The 15,548-nt window shown below is 69.6% G+C and carries 20 protein-coding genes and 2 tRNA genes; 19 read left to right on the forward strand and 3 right to left on the reverse strand.

What is annotated here, in order from left to right:
- Nucleotide 1: 1 nt before the first annotated feature.
- From C3L37_RS04035 to citE, 4 genes are all read left to right on the forward strand, one after another.
- Nucleotides 2–1,438: a methylaspartate mutase subunit E gene (locus C3L37_RS04035; RefSeq protein ID WP_129113323.1), complete on the forward strand. Its 1,437-nt coding sequence runs from the start codon at nucleotides 2–4 to the stop codon at nucleotides 1,436–1,438.
- Complete coding sequence (locus C3L37_RS04040) at nucleotides 1,435–2,694, forward strand: methylaspartate ammonia-lyase (RefSeq protein ID WP_129113324.1); 1,260 nt, start codon at nucleotides 1,435–1,437, stop codon at nucleotides 2,692–2,694. The genes C3L37_RS04035 and C3L37_RS04040 overlap by 4 nt, the downstream gene beginning before the upstream one ends.
- Nucleotides 2,687–3,739, forward strand: a complete 1,053-nt coding sequence (gene mch, locus C3L37_RS04045) for a 2-methylfumaryl-CoA hydratase (protein ID WP_129113325.1) — start codon at nucleotides 2,687–2,689, stop codon at nucleotides 3,737–3,739. The genes C3L37_RS04040 and mch overlap by 8 nt, the downstream gene beginning before the upstream one ends.
- 91 nt (nucleotides 3,740–3,830) lie before the next feature.
- Complete coding sequence (gene citE, locus C3L37_RS04050) at nucleotides 3,831–4,868, forward strand: L-malyl-CoA/beta-methylmalyl-CoA lyase (RefSeq protein ID WP_129113326.1); 1,038 nt, start codon at nucleotides 3,831–3,833, stop codon at nucleotides 4,866–4,868.
- 233 nt (nucleotides 4,869–5,101) lie between these two features.
- On the opposite strand, the gene C3L37_RS04060 is transcribed toward citE, so the two are convergent.
- A complete protein-coding gene (locus tag C3L37_RS04060; RefSeq protein WP_129113327.1) occupies nucleotides 5,102–5,950 on the reverse strand; it encodes an ABC transporter permease in 849 nt (282 codons plus the stop codon).
- Nucleotides 5,947–6,942: an ABC transporter ATP-binding protein gene (locus C3L37_RS04065; protein ID WP_129113328.1), complete on the reverse strand. Its 996-nt coding sequence runs from the start codon at nucleotides 6,940–6,942 to the stop codon at nucleotides 5,947–5,949. Before C3L37_RS04065 ends, C3L37_RS04060 begins: the two co-directional genes overlap by 4 nt.
- 156 nt (nucleotides 6,943–7,098) lie before the next feature.
- On the opposite strand from C3L37_RS04065, the gene C3L37_RS04070 reads away from it, so the two are divergent.
- The 15 genes from C3L37_RS04070 to rpsB all read left to right on the forward strand — a co-directional run bounded on the left by C3L37_RS04070 (nucleotide 7,099) and on the right by rpsB (nucleotide 15,024).
- Complete coding sequence (locus tag C3L37_RS04070; RefSeq protein WP_164974653.1) at nucleotides 7,099–7,752, forward strand: NAD(P)-dependent oxidoreductase; 654 nt, start codon at nucleotides 7,099–7,101, stop codon at nucleotides 7,750–7,752.
- Between the two features lies 1 nt (nucleotide 7,753).
- Nucleotides 7,754–8,671, forward strand: coding sequence for an NmrA family NAD(P)-binding protein (locus tag C3L37_RS04075; RefSeq protein ID WP_129113330.1), 918 nt, complete (start codon nucleotides 7,754–7,756; stop codon nucleotides 8,669–8,671).
- Between the two features lie 154 nt (nucleotides 8,672–8,825).
- Nucleotides 8,826–8,910: transfer RNA gene (locus C3L37_RS04080), tRNA-Ser, on the forward strand.
- Nucleotides 8,911–8,930: 20 nt separating this feature from the next.
- Nucleotides 8,931–9,446 carry a 30S ribosomal protein S13 gene (locus C3L37_RS04085; protein ID WP_129113331.1) on the forward strand — a complete coding sequence of 172 codons (516 nt, stop codon included), beginning with the start codon at nucleotides 8,931–8,933 and terminating at the stop codon, nucleotides 9,444–9,446.
- Nucleotides 9,443–9,970 carry a 30S ribosomal protein S4 gene (locus tag C3L37_RS04090; protein ID WP_129113332.1) on the forward strand — a complete coding sequence of 176 codons (528 nt, stop codon included), beginning with the start codon at nucleotides 9,443–9,445 and terminating at the stop codon, nucleotides 9,968–9,970. The genes C3L37_RS04085 and C3L37_RS04090 overlap by 4 nt, the downstream gene beginning before the upstream one ends.
- Nucleotides 9,971–9,974: 4 nt before the next feature.
- Nucleotides 9,975–10,364 (forward strand): 30S ribosomal protein S11, encoded by a 390-nt coding sequence (locus C3L37_RS04095; RefSeq protein WP_129113333.1) that lies wholly within the window; start codon nucleotides 9,975–9,977, stop codon nucleotides 10,362–10,364.
- 3 nt (nucleotides 10,365–10,367) lie between these two features.
- Complete coding sequence (locus C3L37_RS04100) at nucleotides 10,368–11,117, forward strand: DNA-directed RNA polymerase subunit D (protein WP_129113334.1); 750 nt, start codon at nucleotides 10,368–10,370, stop codon at nucleotides 11,115–11,117.
- A 174-nt stretch (nucleotides 11,118–11,291) separates the two neighbouring features.
- A tRNA-Leu gene (locus C3L37_RS04105) sits at nucleotides 11,292–11,376 on the forward strand.
- A 24-nt stretch (nucleotides 11,377–11,400) separates the two neighbouring features.
- Complete coding sequence (locus C3L37_RS04110) at nucleotides 11,401–11,751, forward strand: 50S ribosomal protein L18e (protein WP_129113335.1); 351 nt, start codon at nucleotides 11,401–11,403, stop codon at nucleotides 11,749–11,751.
- Entirely contained in the window at nucleotides 11,748–12,218 is a 471-nt protein-coding gene (locus C3L37_RS04115) for a 50S ribosomal protein L13 (protein WP_129113336.1), read from the forward strand. Before C3L37_RS04110 ends, C3L37_RS04115 begins: the two co-directional genes overlap by 4 nt.
- Nucleotides 12,212–12,610 (forward strand): 30S ribosomal protein S9, encoded by a 399-nt coding sequence (locus C3L37_RS04120; RefSeq protein WP_129113337.1) that lies wholly within the window; start codon nucleotides 12,212–12,214, stop codon nucleotides 12,608–12,610. Before C3L37_RS04115 ends, C3L37_RS04120 begins: the two co-directional genes overlap by 7 nt.
- A 12-nt stretch (nucleotides 12,611–12,622) precedes the next feature.
- Nucleotides 12,623–12,817 (forward strand): DNA-directed RNA polymerase subunit N, encoded by a 195-nt coding sequence (locus tag C3L37_RS04125; RefSeq protein WP_129113338.1) that lies wholly within the window; start codon nucleotides 12,623–12,625, stop codon nucleotides 12,815–12,817.
- A gap of 5 nt (nucleotides 12,818–12,822) precedes the next feature.
- Complete coding sequence (locus tag C3L37_RS04130; RefSeq protein ID WP_394345775.1) at nucleotides 12,823–12,999, forward strand: DNA-directed RNA polymerase subunit K; 177 nt, start codon at nucleotides 12,823–12,825, stop codon at nucleotides 12,997–12,999.
- A 1-nt stretch (nucleotide 13,000) separates the two neighbouring features.
- Nucleotides 13,001–14,206, forward strand: coding sequence for a phosphopyruvate hydratase (gene eno / locus C3L37_RS04135; RefSeq protein WP_129113340.1), 1,206 nt, complete (start codon nucleotides 13,001–13,003; stop codon nucleotides 14,204–14,206).
- Nucleotides 14,203–15,024 carry a 30S ribosomal protein S2 gene (rpsB, locus tag C3L37_RS04140; RefSeq protein ID WP_129113341.1) on the forward strand — a complete coding sequence of 274 codons (822 nt, stop codon included), beginning with the start codon at nucleotides 14,203–14,205 and terminating at the stop codon, nucleotides 15,022–15,024. The genes eno and rpsB overlap by 4 nt, the downstream gene beginning before the upstream one ends.
- A 79-nt stretch (nucleotides 15,025–15,103) precedes the next feature.
- Here the strand turns inward: rpsB and C3L37_RS04145 are convergent, their stop codons facing one another.
- Nucleotides 15,104–15,496, reverse strand: a complete 393-nt coding sequence (locus C3L37_RS04145; protein WP_129113342.1) for a DUF5820 family protein — start codon at nucleotides 15,494–15,496, stop codon at nucleotides 15,104–15,106.
- Nucleotides 15,497–15,548 lie beyond the last annotated feature (52 nt).

Raw genomic sequence — 15,548 nt, forward strand, 5'->3', positions numbered from 1 at the left:
GATGCTCCGGGACGAACCGATCCCCGAATCGGACCTCCAGCGGGCCGTCGACGACCTCCGGTCCGACTGGCCGACGGCCGGCGCGGTGGACTTCCGCGAATCGATCGAGTACCACGAAACGCTGCCGGACGGAAAGCGGTTCGCGCGCGTGCTCGAATCGGCTGACCGGCCCCTGCTTCAACCCCGGGCGGGCGTTCCGCGGCTCGACGGTCAAGTCGACCTCCTGACGCACCTCTGGGAGGAGGGCGGCGCGGATCTGCTGCCGACGACGATCGACTCGTACACCCGGGACAACGAGTACGCCAAGGCCCAGGAGGGGCTGGAGGAGGCCCGCGAGACGGGCGAGGACACGCTCAACGGGTTTCCGGCGGTCAACCACGGCGTCGACGGGTGTCGGGAGCTGATAGCGCGCGCGCCCGGTCCCGTCGAGGTCCGCCACGGGACGCCCGACGCCCGCCTGCTCGCGATGGTCACCTTCGCCGGCGGCTTCCAGTCGTTCGAGGGCGGCCCGGTGTCGTACAACATCCCCTACACCAAGCGCCGCGACCTCGCGGAGACGATCGAACACTGGCAGTTCGTCGACCGGCTCGCCGGCCTGTACACCGAACTCGGCGTCCGGATCAACCGCGAGCCGTTCGGTCCGCTCACGGGGACGCTCGTGCCACCCTCTATCGCCATCTCGATCATGCTGATCGAGGGGCTGCTCGCCGCCACGCAGGGCGTGCGCAGCCTCACGCTCGGGTACGGACAGGTCGGAAACCTCGTGCAGGACGTGGCCGCCCTGCGCGCCCTCCGGAGTCTCGGCGAGGAGTACCTCCCCGACGAGGTGACGGTCACGACCGTCTTCCACGAGTGGATGGGCGGCTTTCCGCCGGACGAGGCGCGGGCCAACGGCGTCATCGGGCTCGGCGGCGCGACGGCGGCGGTCGCGAAGCCGGACAAGGTCATCACCAAGTCGCCGCAGGAGTTCCGCGGCGTCCCCACGATGGAGGCGAACGCCGCCGGCCTCCGAACGACCAGACAGCTCATCGACATGCTCGCAGAACAGGAGATAACGCTCGACGGAGTGGACGACGAACAGGCGTTCATCGAACGATCGACCCGCTGTCTCGTGGACGCGGTCTTCGAGCGCGGCGACGGCGACGTCGCCGCCGGGACGGTACGCGCGTTCGAGTCGGGCGCGCTGGACGTGCCGTTCGCCCCGAGCGAGAGCGCGAAGGGCGCGGTGTTGCCCGCCCGCGACGACGACGGTCGGGTCCGGATCCTCGACTTCGGCGACCTCGCGCTCTCCGACGACGTCAGGGAGACGCACGCGGCCCGACTGGACGAGCGCGCCCGGACCGAACGGCGGGCCTGTTCGTTCCGGATGGTCGCTGACGACGTGGACGCGATCAGCGAGGGGCGGCTCATCGGTCGGCCCCGGGGGGGCGAGCCGTGAGGATCGAGGCGGTCCGGGCGGTGCCGACCGTCGCGGGCTTCTTCTTCGACGACCAGCGCGCGATCAAGGCCGGCGCGGAGCGGGAGGGGTTCGACTACCGCGGCTCCCCCCGCACGCCCGGCTTCCGGCGCGTCCGCGAGGCCGGCGAGGCCCTGTCCGTCGAACTCGAACTCTCCTCGGGCGAGGTCGCGGTCGGCGACTGCGCCGCGGTCCAGTACTCCGGCGCGGGCGGACGGGATCCGCTGTTCCGCGCCCGCGAGTACCGCTCCCGCGTCGAGGGGGCGGTCGCGGAGGCGCTGGTCGGCCGCGATCCGGGCGCGTTCGCCGACAACGCCGCCGTCGTCGAGGGGCTCGAACCCGACGGCGACCGCCTCCACACCGCGGTCCGCTACGGCGTCTCGCAGGCGCTCCTCGACGCGGCGGCCCGGGCGACCGGAACGACGATGACCGACGTGCTCGCCCGAGGGTACGACGCCGACCCGGCGGCCGAGGCGATTCCGGTGTTCGGCCAGTCGGGCGACGAGCGCCGCGCGAACGCCGAGAAGATGCTGCTAAAGCGCGTCCCCGTGCTCCCACACGGGCTGTTCAACAGCGTCGAGAAGGTGGGCGAAGCGGGGGGAGAACTCGTCTCCTACCTCGCGTGGCTCGCGGAGCGGGCCGACCGGATCGACGGGTACGAACCGCGCTTCCACGTCGACGTGTACGGCCTCCTCGGTGTTCTCTTCGGCCCGCCCTACGACCGGCCGGCGGTGACGGACTACTTCGCCGACCTCCGCGAGGCGGCCGCGCCGTACCCCCTCCAGATCGAAGGGCCGATGGACGAGGGCGGTCGGCGCGAGCAGATACGCGCGATGGCCGAACTCCGCGAGGGTCTCCGCGACGCGGGCGTCGGCGTCGGGATCGTCGCCGACGAGTGGTGCAACACCCTCGACGACGTGCGGGCGTTCGTCGAGGCCGGCGCGGCCGACCTCGTGCAGGTGAAGACGCCGGACCTCGGCGGGATCCACCGCAGCGCGGAGGCGGTGCTCGCCTGCCGCGGGACGGACACGCGGGCGTACCTCGGCGGCACCTGCAACGAGACGGACGTGTCTGCGCGCGCCTGCGCGCACGTCGCGCTCGCGACCGACGCGGCGCAGGTGCTCGCCAAGCCCGGGATGGGATTCGACGAGGGCTTTCTGATCGTGACGAACGAGATGCGCCGAACGCTCGCCCGCCGGGAGGCCGCCGGGCGGGCGGAGGTGGCCGCCGATGACTGACGACCCGTGGCTCGACCGGATGGGCGACGCGCTCGACCGGGCCGACACCCTCGAAAAGGGGACCTACTTCGAGGGGTTCGCCGAGGGCGAGACGATCGAACACGCGCCGGGCCTTCGACTCAGCCGCGACGGGAGCGAGCTGTGGGCGAGCGCGACGCTCAACCACGATCCGGCGTACTGGCGAGCCGACGCGGCCGCGGAGCGCGGGTTCGACGGACCGCCGATCCACCCCGACTACCTGCTCGCCTGCACGATGGGGCCGAGCGTCGAGGACCTGAGCGAGAAGGGCGGGTACTTCCTCGGGCGCACCGGCGTCCGGTACCACCGCGACGCGGTGTACCCGGGGACGGAGCTGCGCGTCGAATCGCGGGTGGTCGAAACGCGACCCTCCTCCTCGCGGCCCGCGTACGGCATCGTGACGTGGGAGACGACGGGGTTCGACGCCGCCGACGAGCCCCTCTGTTCGTACGAGCGGACGAACATGGTGCCGCGGCGGGAGCCCGTCGAGACCGACGGCGGGGGGTCGTCGCGGAACGAGTCGGGGAGACGTTCCGACCCCGACCTCCCGACGGAACTGCTCTCGCCCGACGGCCCCTTCTTCGAGGACTTCCGGGACGCGCTCGATCGCGCCGAGGGGCGGGACGCGGCCGTCGCCTACCGGCACGAGCGCGGCCGCACGATCGACGACGTTCTCATCTCCGTGCTGCCGCTTCGGACGCTCAACACCGCGAAGCAACACCACGACGCCGACGCCATGGCCGACTCGCCGTCGGGCGAGATCGTCGCCTACGGCGACGTGACCCGGTCGATCGCCCTCGGGCACGCCCGCTCCGACGAGGCGACCCGGCGCGAGATCGGCTGCGACGACGAGCGCTTCCACGGCTTCGTGACGCGCGGGGACACGATCTACGGCTTCACCCGCGTCGTCTCGGCCGAAGAGGGAGAAGGAGACGCGGGCCGCGTCACCTTCGAGCACTACGCGGTCAACCAGCGCGACGAACCGGTGTACTCGGGGACGAGGACCGCGCTCGTGCGACGGCGATGACCGCGATCGCCGCGAATCGCCACGAATCGCCACGAGTCACCACGAAACGACACGAAGAACCACGAGATACCGAGAAACACCGAACCAGAATATGACGACGCAGACCCCGCGGCTCTGCCGCACGTTCCAGACCGCACCGGCCGCCGTTCCGAAGGAGAACACGGCGAAGTACCTCGAATCGGGCCTCGCGAGCGAGGGGTTCGCGAAACCCGACTGGCTCGTGCCGGACGTCGAGGACGGCACCGCGCCGGACATGAAGGAGGCGGCCCTCGAAAACGTGATCGACCGCCTGCCGGACGCCGCGTTCGTCGGCGAGATCTGGCCCCGCGTGGAGTGGAGCTACGACGACGAGCCGTTCCGCGACCGCGGCCGGGAGCAGATCGACGCGCTCGTCCGCGAGGTCGGCGAGCACGTGGACGGCGTGGTCGTCCCCAAGGTCGGCCGGCTGGCCGACGTCGAACGCGCGGAGCGGATCGTCGCCGACGCCGAGGAGGCGTACGGTTACCCCGAGGGGACCGTCGGGATGAGCGTCATCGTCGAGACCGCGCGCGCAGTCTCCGACCTCCGGGAGATCGCCGCCTCCGGCGCGACGTCGCGGCTGGAGGGGTTGATCTTCGGCCCCGTCGACTACGCGGCCGAACTGGGCGGCCGGGAGACGGGCGGCGAGCGCCCGCGGTGGGACGCCCTCCTCGCGACGCTCTCGAACGAGGCGAGCGCGAACGGCCTCGTCGCCGTCGGCGGGCCGTTCGACAGGCTGTTCGGCGAGCGCGCCGGGGTGCGCTTCTACAACGGCGACGCCTACGCCGACCAGGTCGAGCGCGAGGCGCGCGTCGGCCTCGACGGAAGCTGGTCGCTGCACCCCCAGCAGACCGCGCAGGCGAACCGGATTCACATGCCGAGTTCGGACGAACTCGCCCGCGACGTCCGCCGCATCGAGGCGTTCGAGGAGGCGAAGTCCGCCGGCACGGGCGCGGTGACCGTCGACGGGCAGATGATCGACGAGGCGACGTACAAGAACTTCAGGAACACCGTCGAGACGGCGCTCGCCATCGAGCGCGCCGCGCCCGAACAGGCGGCGGAGGCGTACGATTCGGCGCTCCTCGACCGGGCGCGGGCGCTCGGGGAATAACGACGACGGGACCGGTTGACCATCGCCAGTCGCCCGCGTACGTCGCCGATCAGCTCGTCCCCCCGCTCGCAGACGCGTACGAGACCCTCTCGTACTACTACTCGCACGTCGACGAAATCCGTCAACGGCGGCGCGAAAACCGCACCGCGTTCGAGCGCGTCCGCGACGCTTCCTTGAAACCGAAGGAACGAGCCAAGTGACGGGGACACCGAAGATTCTTCTGGACGCGCACGTCAGTCCACCGTCGCGCTCGACGCCCGGTCGAGGTAGTACACCGCGACCGCGCCGAACGCGAGGTCGAGGGCGACGAGGACGGCGAGCGCCGGGAGGATCGTCTCCCACGCCCAGCCGTCGAGGACCAGCGCGCGGGCGGCGTCGACGCCGTACGTGATCGGGTTGACGCCGCTTATCACCTGGATCCACCCCGGCAGGAGGTCGACCGGCAGGAACGCCGAACTGACGAACAGAAGGGGAAGCTGGATGACGTTCGCCGCGATGATGGTCGACTCGCTGTTTCGCGTCCTGATGGCGACGACGTTCGAGAAGGCCGTGAACCACACGGAGAAGACGACGGCGACGCCGATGATGGCGAGCGCGCCGGGCAGGCCGGTGACGACGTTCGCGCCGAGGAGCGTCCCGAGAACGAGGATGAGCGTCACCTGGATCGCGATCCGAAGGACCTCCGAGAGCGTCTTGCCGACGAAGACCCCGAGGCGACTCATCGGGGAGGCGAGCACCTTCTCGAACATCCCCTCCTCTATGTCCCGGACGAGACCGATCCCCGACGTGGCGGCCGCGATGAGCGCGACCTGGATCACGATGGCCGGCATGAGGAAGCTGACGTAGTCCGCGCTCCCGCCGGTCCCGCCGATCGCGCCCGCGGCGACCCGCCCGAACACCTCGGTGAACAGCACGAGGAAGATCACGGGGTTGAGGAGGGAGACGACGAGCACGAAGGGGTTCCTGACCGCCTTCAGGTTCCACCGGAGGAAGTTCACCCACACGTCGCCGAGGAAGCCGTTTCCGGGCGCGAGCGACCGGGCGGCCGCGGGCCGCTCTCGCGGTCGGACGGAACCGCTCACCGGAACGCCTCCCGAGCCTCCCCGTCGCCCGCCGGATCGACCGTCGAGCGGTCGCCGGTGACGGCGAGGAACACGTCGTCGAGGGTCGGCGAGCGGACGTTGAACCCGGTGACGTCGAAGCCGGCGTCCCGGAGCGCGACGAGCAGATCGGTCCCGCTACGTCTCGCCTCCGTGGCGGTGACGCGCACCCCGGACTCGGTCGCGACGACGGCGTCGGTCGCGCCGAACAGCCCCGTTTCGCGGGCGACCGCCGCCGCCCGCTCCGCGTCCGCCGGCGAAGGGCGGTCGAGGTCGATGTCGAGCACGTCGCCGCCGACCCGCCGCTTCAGCTCCGTCGGCGGTCCCGACGCGACGATCTCGCCGTTCAGGATGACCGAGATGTCCGAGCACAGCGCGTCCGCCTCTTCGAGGTACTGCGTCGTGAGAAAGACCGTCGTTCCCTGCCGGTTTATCTCCCGGAAGTACTCCCAGAGGCGGTTTCTCGCCGTGGGATCGAGTCCGGTCGTCGGCTCGTCGAGGAACACGATCGGCGGGCGGTGCACGAGGGCGGTGGCCACGTCCAGCCGCTTTTTCATCCCGCCGGAGAACGTCTTCGCCTGCCGGTCGGCTACGCCGGCGAGATCGACGAGGTCGAGCAGGTCGTCGATCCGATCGCGTCGCTCGGTCGTCGGGACGCCGTACGCCCGGCAGGCGAACCGCAGGTTCTCCCGCGCGGTGAGTTCGGGATCCACGCTCGTCTCCTGGGCCATGTACCCGATCGACCGCCTGACCGCCCGCGGGTCGGCGACCGCGTCGTACCCGTTGACCTCGATCCGGCCGGCCGTCGGCCGCAGCAGGGTGACGAGCGTCTTGATCGTCGTCGTCTTGCCCGCCCCGTTCGGGCCGAGAAAGCCGAAGAACTCGCCGTCGGGAACGGTGAGGTCGACCCCTCTCACGGCCGCCGTCCCGTCGGCGTAGGTGAGTTCGAGACCGACCGCTTCGATCGCGTTCACACCGAACCCAAGCGCGCGACGGGCATAACCCCTCGTTCCGTCGCGGCGGACTCTCCGCCCGTCTCGCGATCGACGGATCGCGAACGGGGCCGGACGGACCGCGCTGCCCTCCGTGCGAACGCCGATTTATCACGGATCGCGCCGTAGGTGATGGGTATGAAACTCGTAGCGTTCGGCGCGAGCGGCCGGACCGGTCGGCCGCTCGTCCGGCAGGCGCTCGCCGCCGGCCACGACGTCGTCGCGTTCGTCCGCGATTCCGCGGCGTTCGACGTCGAGGACGACGGACTCGTGGTCGCGGATGGCGGTCACCTCTCGGTCGTCGAGGGCGACGTTCTCGACTCCGACGCCGTTTCGCGGGCCGTCGACGGGGCGGACGTCGTGTTCAGCGTGCTCGGTCACGCGAGGGGATCGCCGAACGACGTGCTCTCGGTCGCGGCCGACCACATCGTCGAGGCGATGGAGGCGCGCGGCGTCCCCCGGCTGATCGTCCTCTCGGGCGCGGCGGTTCGGACGAACAAGGACCCTTCGTCGCTCGGCGCCCGGGCGATGACGGGGCTCGTGAAACTCGTCCCCGGCGATCTGTTCGCGGATTCGAAGCGGTACGTGGGGCGGGTCGCCGAGAGCGATCTGGAGTGGGTCGTCGTCCGCGCGCCCCGGCTCACCGAGGGAGAACACACCGGCGACTACCGCGTCGGCTACCTGAAGCTCGGCCCGCGCGCGACGGTCTCGCGCGCCGACGTCGCCGACTTCATGCTCGGGGAGATCCGAAGCGACGAGTGGGTCGGCGAGATGCCGATGATCACCTCCTGAGATGCCCGCCAGAGCGATTCTCGTCACCGGCGCGACGGGGACCGTCGGCTCGGAAGTCCTCGCGTCGCTCGCCGACGACGGTGACGGCCGGCGCGCGTCAGACGACGTCGAGCGCGTCAGGGCGGGCGTCAGGAACGTCGGAGCGGACGATCTCGGTGACGGGTACGCGCCCGCTGACTCGTCGCGCCCCGCGGTCGACGCCGTCGAGTTCGACTTCGAGCGCCCCGAGACGTGGGGGTTCGCCTTCGAGGGCGTCCGGGCGATGTTCCTCGTGCGCCCGCCGTCGGTGCCGCGCGAACGCGTCGTCGCCGCCGCGGAGGCCGCGGTTCGATCGGGCGTGGAGCACGTCGTCTACCTGTCGGTGCTCGGCGCGGAGCGGAACCCGCTCCTCCCGCACCGCCGGATCGAAAAGCGCCTCGAATCCGCGGATGCGAGGTGTACGTTCCTCCGCGCGAGCTACTTCATGCAGAACGTGACCGGGATCCACGCGCCGGAGATCCGCGACTGCGACGAGGTGTTCGTTCCCGCGGGCGACGGTCGGATCAGCTTCGTCGACGCCCGCGACGTCGGCGCGGTCGCGGCGGCCGCGCTGGCGGGAGATGGCCCCGGTCGAGGGAGCCGGGCGTACGATCTCACCGGTCCGGCGGCGCTCGACTTCTCGACGGTGGCCGCGGTTCTCTCCGACTCGCTCGGTAGACGGATCGTCTACGCCGATCCCGGCCCGGTCGAGTTCGTCCGACGGATGCGTGCTCGGGACGTGCCGCTCGGGTTCGCGGTCGCGATGCTCGGAATCTACGCCCCCGCCCGGTTCGGCCGCGCGGGGAGAGTCACGGACGACGTCGAGCGCGCGCTGGGTCGGCCGCCGACGTCGCTTCGCGCGTTCGTCGACGACTCCCGCGACGCGTGGGTTCGGACCTGACGGTCGGCCGGACCGCCGCGAGGTCCCGACCGGGCGCGGTTTCGTGACTCTTAAGTACGCCTCCCGAGTTAGTTCGTGTGCGTACACTGTAGGGACGCCGCGTCCCGAGTCGCGGAGCGACGTGCTCGCGGGGCGACGATAATCGGCACGCAGTGTTGCGGTAGCCAAGCCTGGCCCAAGGCGCTGGGTTGCTAACTCAGTGGCGTCAAGCCTCCGGGGTTCGAATCCCCGCCGCAACGCTCACCCACACCATCCAGCCATGAGTGCAGAAGAACCACAGGACGGCTCGCCGGAGGAGGACGAGAACCTCCGTTACTTCGTCCGCATCGGGCAGACGGACCTCGATGGGACGAAGACGGTCGAGCGCAGTCTCACAGACATGAAGGGTATCGGCAAGCGCACGGCGCGCATCGTCGCCGAAACCGCGGGCGTGGACCGAACGGCGACGTTCGGCCGCCTCGACGACGAGGCGATCGACGCCGTCGTCGACGTCGTCGAGAACCTCGACGACCACGCCCCGGAGTGGCTCAGCAACCGCCGGAAGGACTTCTACACCGGCGAGACGAGCCACGAAGTCGGCACCGACCTCGAACAGACGCGCCGGCAGGACATAAACCGGATGCAGATGATCAGCTCCTACAAGGGCGTCCGACACAAGCGCGGTCAGAAGGTGCGCGGCCAGCGGACCAAGTCCACGGGTCGCAGCGAAGGCACCATCGGCGTCAACGTCGAGGCGATCAAGGAAGAGGCCGCCGAGGCCGGTGAGGACGAATGACGACCGGACACAACACCAAGTTCTACGAGACCCCGAACCACCCGTTTCAGGGCGAGCGCATCGCGCAGGAGGCGGATCTCGTCTCCCGGTACGGACTCAAGAACAAGGAGGAGCTGTGGCGCGCGCAGTCGCAGCTGCGTAACTTCCGACGCGAGGCCCGCCGCCTCCTCGGCGAGGCGCAGGGCGACACCGACGCCGCGGCGGCGGCCGGCGAGGGCTTTCTCGCCCGGCTGCGCCGACTGGGAATCCTCGGCGAAGAGGACGACATCAGCGAGATCCTCTCGCTCGACGTGACGGACCTGCTGGAGCGCCGCCTCCAGACCGTCGCCTACCGAAAGGGACTCGCGAACACGCCCCAGCAGGCGCGTCAGTTCATCGTCCACGGCCACGTCACCGTCGAGGGCGCGCGCGTGACCGTCCCCTCGAAGAAGGTCGAGGTGGACGAAGAGAGCACCGTGAGCTTCGACGAGACGAGCCCGCTCGCGGACGAACTGCACCCGGCACGCGCGGAGGCGCAGGAGTAACACCATGAGCGAATCCGACGACAGCAAGTGGGGCATCGCACACGTCCACGCATCGTTCAACAACACGCTCATCACCGTCACCGACCAGACCGGCGCGGAGACGATCGCCAAGTCGAGCGGCGGATCCGTCGTGAAGCAGAACCGCGACGAGGCGTCGCCGTACGCGGCGATGCAGATGGCGGAACAGGTCGCGGAGGAGGTCAAGGCCGCCGGGCTCGCGGGACTGCACGTCCGCGTGCGCGGTCCGGGCGGCAACGGCAACAAGAGCCCCGGTCCCGGCGCGCAGGCGACGATCCGCGCGCTGGCCCGCGCCGGGCTGGAGATCGGTCGCATCGAGGACGTGACGCCGATCCCCCACGACGGCACGCGCGCGCCGAAGAACAAGCGCCTGTAGATCATGCCAGGGGAATTCGACGTCGAGTTCATCGAACGCGACGACAGGAAGGCCCGCTTCGTCGTCCGGGGACTCACTCCGGCACTGGCGAACGGCATCCGTCGGGCCATGGTCGCGGACGTGCCGACGCTGTCCGTCGACACCGTCCGGTTCATCGAGAACTCCTCGGTGATGTTCGACGAGATGATCGCGCTCCGGCTGGGGCTCGTTCCGCTGACGACGCCCCTCGAAGACTTCGAGGAGGGCGAGACCGTCACCCTCGCGCTCGATGTCGAAGGGCCGGCGACGGCGTACTCCGGCGACATCCGATCGTCGGTACCGGAGGTACAGCCCGCCAACGAGAACGTCCCCATCATCGAACTCAAGCGGGATCAGCGCCTCGAACTGGAGGCGGAAGCGGTGCTCGACTCCGGAAAGAGCCACGCCAAACACCAGGGCGGCGTGGCGGTCGGCTACCGGCACCTCCAGCGGGTCGAGGTCGTCGGCGACGCCCCCGAGTTCGAAGAAGCGGAGCCGAACATCGTCCGCGGGGTCGTCGAGACCGACGCGGGCGAGCTCGTCCTCGCGGACGAGTTCGACAACGACCTCTCGGAGCGGTACCCCGGAAAGGAGGTCGAAGTCCACGACGTGCCCGGCGCGTTCGTCTTCCACGTGGAGACCGACGGGTCGTTCAGCGTCGACGAACTGGTCCTGCGCGCGATCGAATCGATCGATCTGCGCGCGGCTGAACTGGAAGAGAAGGTCACAGTCTAACGATCCACACGATGTCCCCTTCGTCCACCGTCCGACAGTCGCCCGCCCCGCGAGTCGCGGGGCACGCCGGCAGCTCCGGGACTCCTGGAGCGGTCGGCGGATCCGACGCAGAGCGCGTCGGCCGGCGTCGGACCGAAAGTGGTTTGAAGGGTCGTGTGGTACAGCGAAACGCGTGCAGGGATAGCCAAGTCTGGCCAACGGCGCAGCGTTCAGGGCGCTGTCTCATAGGAGTCCGCAGGTTCAAATCCTGCTCCCTGCACTTCCTTTCTCAGGAGGTCACATCATGAGCAAGACGAATCCGAGACTCAACAGTCTCATCGCCGAGCTGAAGGCGGTTTCTCGCGAGTCCGGCGCCGGTGTCTGGCAGGACGTCGCGAGCCGCCTCGAAAAGCCCCGGCGCACCCACGCGGAAGTCAACCTCGGGCGCATCGAACGGTACGCCCACGAGGACGAAACCGTGATCGTCCCCGGCAAGGTGCTGGGGAGCGGTGTGCTGCGGAAGAACGTCACCGTCGCCGCCGTCGACTTTTCGGGAACCGCTCGGAAGAAGATCGAACAGGTCGGCGATGCCGTGGCGCTGGAACAGCTAGCCGAACAGAACCCCGACGGGACGAACGTGCGGGTGATCCGATGAGCCTCGCGGAGTTCGACGCGGACGTCGTCGTCGACGCCCGCGACTGCATCATGGGTCGCGTCGCGAGCGAAGTCGCACAGCGCGCGCTTGACGGCGAGCGGGTCGCCGTCGTCAACGCCGAGCGGGCGGTCATCACGGGCTCCGACGAGGACGTGATGAGCGTCTACCGTAAGCGCGCGGAGCTCGGTTCAGACCGGGGGCCGTACTACCCGAAGCGGCCGGACCGCATCTTCAAGCGCGCCATCCGGGGCATGCTCCCGTACAAGAAGCCGCGCGGGCGCGAAGCGTTCGAGAACGTCCGCGTCTACGTGGGCAACCCGTTCGAGGAGGGCCGCGTCGCGCCGGAAGACGGAGAGAGTGTCGAGGCGATCGTCCTCGACGGCACGTCGCTGGACCGGCTCTCGAACATCAGGTTCGTCTCCCTCGGGGAGATCAGCGAGAAACTGGGTGCTAACGTCACATGGTAACGAACACGAGCGGCAAGAAGAAGACGGCCGTCGCCCGCGCCACCGTGCGCGACGGCGAGGGTCGCATCCGAATCAACTCCCAGCCGGTCGAGCTGGTCGAACCGGAGCTGTCGCGGCTGAAGATGCTGGAGCCGTTCCGCATCGCCGGCGACGATCTGCGCGATCGGATCGACGTCGACGTTCGCGTGGACGGCGGCGGCTTCAGCGGGCAGGCGGACGCGGCCCGGACGGCCATCGCGCGGGGGCTGGTGCAGCACCTGAACGACGCGGAGCTCCGCGACGCGTACATGGAGTTCGACCGGTCGCTGCTCGTCAACGACGTCCGGCAGTCCGAACCGAAAAAGTGGGGCGGACCCGGCGCTCGCGCGCGCTATCAGAAATCCTACCGTTGAGGTGATCCAATCATGATGATTCCCGTCCGGTGTTTCACCTGCGGCAACGTGGTCGCGGAGCACTGGGAGGAGTACAAGGCGCGCGCCCGCGAGGGAGACGAGGACCCCGAAGCCGTCCTCGACGAACTCGGCGTGGAGCGCTACTGCTGTCGGCGGATGATGGTGTCGCACAAGGACCTCGTGGACGTCGTCTCCCCCTACCAGTGACCATGATCGGGCAACGCTACAACCGCTACGAGAAGGCGCGGATCCTCGGGGCGCGAGCCCTGCAGGTGTCCTACGGCGCGCCGGTGCTCGTCGAGACCGAACAGACCGAACCGATTCTCATCGCGGCGGAGGAGTACGACGCCGGCGTCCTGCCCTTCACCGTCAGGCGGGAGGGCAAGTAAGATGACGCTCATCACTTCGATTTCACTCAGACGAATCCTCGACTCGCGCGGGAATCCCACGGTCGAAGCGGACGTGCTCACGGAGTCGGCCGGCTTCGGCCGCGCGGCGGCCCCGAGCGGGGCCAGCACCGGCGAGTACGAGGCGATCGAGCTCCCGCCGAGCGAGGCCATCGCGTCGGCGCGAAAGCACGCCATCCCGCGCCTCGTCGGCGAGGTGTACGCGGGCGACCAGCGGTCGGTCGACGGCGCGCTCCGCGCGGCCGACGGGACGGACAACTTCTCGGAGATCGGCGCGAACAGCGCGGTCGCCATCTCGATGGCCGCCGCGAAGGCCGGCGCGGACGTGCTCGGCGCGCCGCTGTACCAGCACCTCGGCGGCGCGTTCCGCGGCGGTAACTTCCCGATTCCCCTCGGGAACGTCATCGGCGGCGGCGAACACGCGAAGGACGCGACCCACATCCAGGAGTTCCTCGCCGCGCCCGTCGGCGCACCGAGCGTCGCCGAGGCCGTGTTCGCGAACGCCGACGTGCACGCGAAAGCGGCCGAGATCCTCGACGACCGAGGCGTTCCCGCGGCGAAGGGCGACGAGGGCGCGTGGGCTCCCGCCGTCGACGACGCGGACGCGTTCGAGATCATGGCGGAGGCGGTCGACGCCGTGAGCGACGACCGCGGATTCGAGATTCGGTTCGGCCTCGACATGGCCGGCGCGGAGCTGTACGACGCCGACGAGGGCGTCTACCGCTACGGCGACGAGACGAAGTCGACCGACGAACAGATCGACTACGTCGCGGGCCTCGTCGACGACTACGACCTCGCGTACGTCGAGGACCCCCTCGACGAGAACGACTACGAGGGTTTCGCGGAGCTGACCGACCGCGTCGGCGATCGGACGCTCGTCTGCGGCGACGACCTGTTCGTGACGAACGTCGAACGGCTGCGGGAGGGCATCGAGACGGGTGCGGCCAACAGCATCCTGATCAAACCGAACCAGATCGGGACCCTCTCGGACGCCTTCGACGCGGTCGAGCTGGCGACGGAGCACGGCTACGACGCCGTGATCTCCCACCGGTCGGGCGAAACCGAGGACGCGACGATCGCACACCTCGCCGTGGCGACCGACGCGCCGTTCATCAAGACGGGCACGGTCGGCGGCGAGCGAACCGCCAAACTCAACGAACTCATCCGCATCGCGGAGGACGCTGTATGAGCGAAAACGACAACGAAGCACTCGAAACCGCGGAGGAGGAGCTCGACACGGAGCCCACCGGCGAGGCCGGTGCGGAGCCGGAGGTCGACCCCGACGTGGACGCGGAAGAAGACCTCCCCACCGACCCGGCCGAGGAGGCCGACGGCGGGGAGTCGGCAGAGACAGAGAACGCACCCGAGGCCGACGACGACCCCGACGAGGGGTCGATGTTCGACGAGGACGTCATGCCCGACGAGGAGGCCGACCTCCTCATTCCCGTCGAGGACTACCTCGGTGCCGGGGTCCACATCGGGACCCAGCAGAAGACGAAAGACATGGAGCGGTTCATCCACCGCGTCCGCGACGACGGGCTGTACGTCCTCGACGTGAGCCGGACGGACGGTCGGATCCGCACGGCCGCGGACTTCCTCGCCAACTACGACCCGGAGCAGGTGCTCGTCACCTCCTCGCGGCAGTACGGTCGCTTCCCGGCGAAGAAGTTCGCCGACGCGATCGGCGCGCGGGCGCGCACCGGGCGGTTCATCCCGGGGACGCTCACCAACCCGCAGTACCGCGGGTACATAGAGCCCGACGCGGTGGTCGTCACCGACCCGATCGGGGACTCGCAGGCGGTAAAGGAGGCCATCACGGTGGGCATCCCGGTCATCGCCATGTGCGACTCGAACAACCAGACGAGCAACGTCGACCTCGTCATCCCGACGAACAACAAGGGTCGCCGCGCGCTTTCGGTCGTCTACTGGCTGCTCGCCAACGAGACGCTCGACCGCCGCGGTGCCGACACCGTCTACGCCCTCGAAGACTTCGAAGAGGGCATCTGAATCGACGCTTCGGCGTTCGCGTTCCCGTTTTCTCGCGCTCGTCTCCGGCGAGCGGCCGGTTCGAGTGGGGCGGGGTAGTTCACTCGTCTCGCGGCCGTCCGGTGAGTTCGTCGAGGCGCTCGAAGTATTCCTCCCGCGGCACCTGATACAGCCCCCGGTAGTCGATCTCCCCCGACGCGAACCGGCGGGCGTACGAAATCGCACCCGCGACGGCCGCGTCGCGGGTGTCGTACGTCTCCGTTCCCGCCTCCACCTCCGGTTCGAGAAACAGCGTCACGTGCCACTCGTCGGTCGGCACCTGCGACGCCCCCGGACGCCGCCGCCGCGAGCCGTTCGTCACGAAGATGGTCGGGAGACACGGGGCGGGGAACCGGTTCGTGTCGAACACGTCCGGCCGGTACGCGAGGATGCCGCGCCCCTCCGGTTCGTCGTTCCACACCGTCCACCCGTCGGGAAGTCCGTCGAAGCCCATACGAACCGTTCGTTCCGCGGACGCTAATGCGTCACGTTCCCGCCGCGAGAGC

The sequence above is a fragment of the Halegenticoccus tardaugens genome (genome assembly GCF_004116405.1).
GTDB lineage: Archaea > Halobacteriota > Halobacteria > Halobacteriales > Haloferacaceae > Halegenticoccus > Halegenticoccus tardaugens.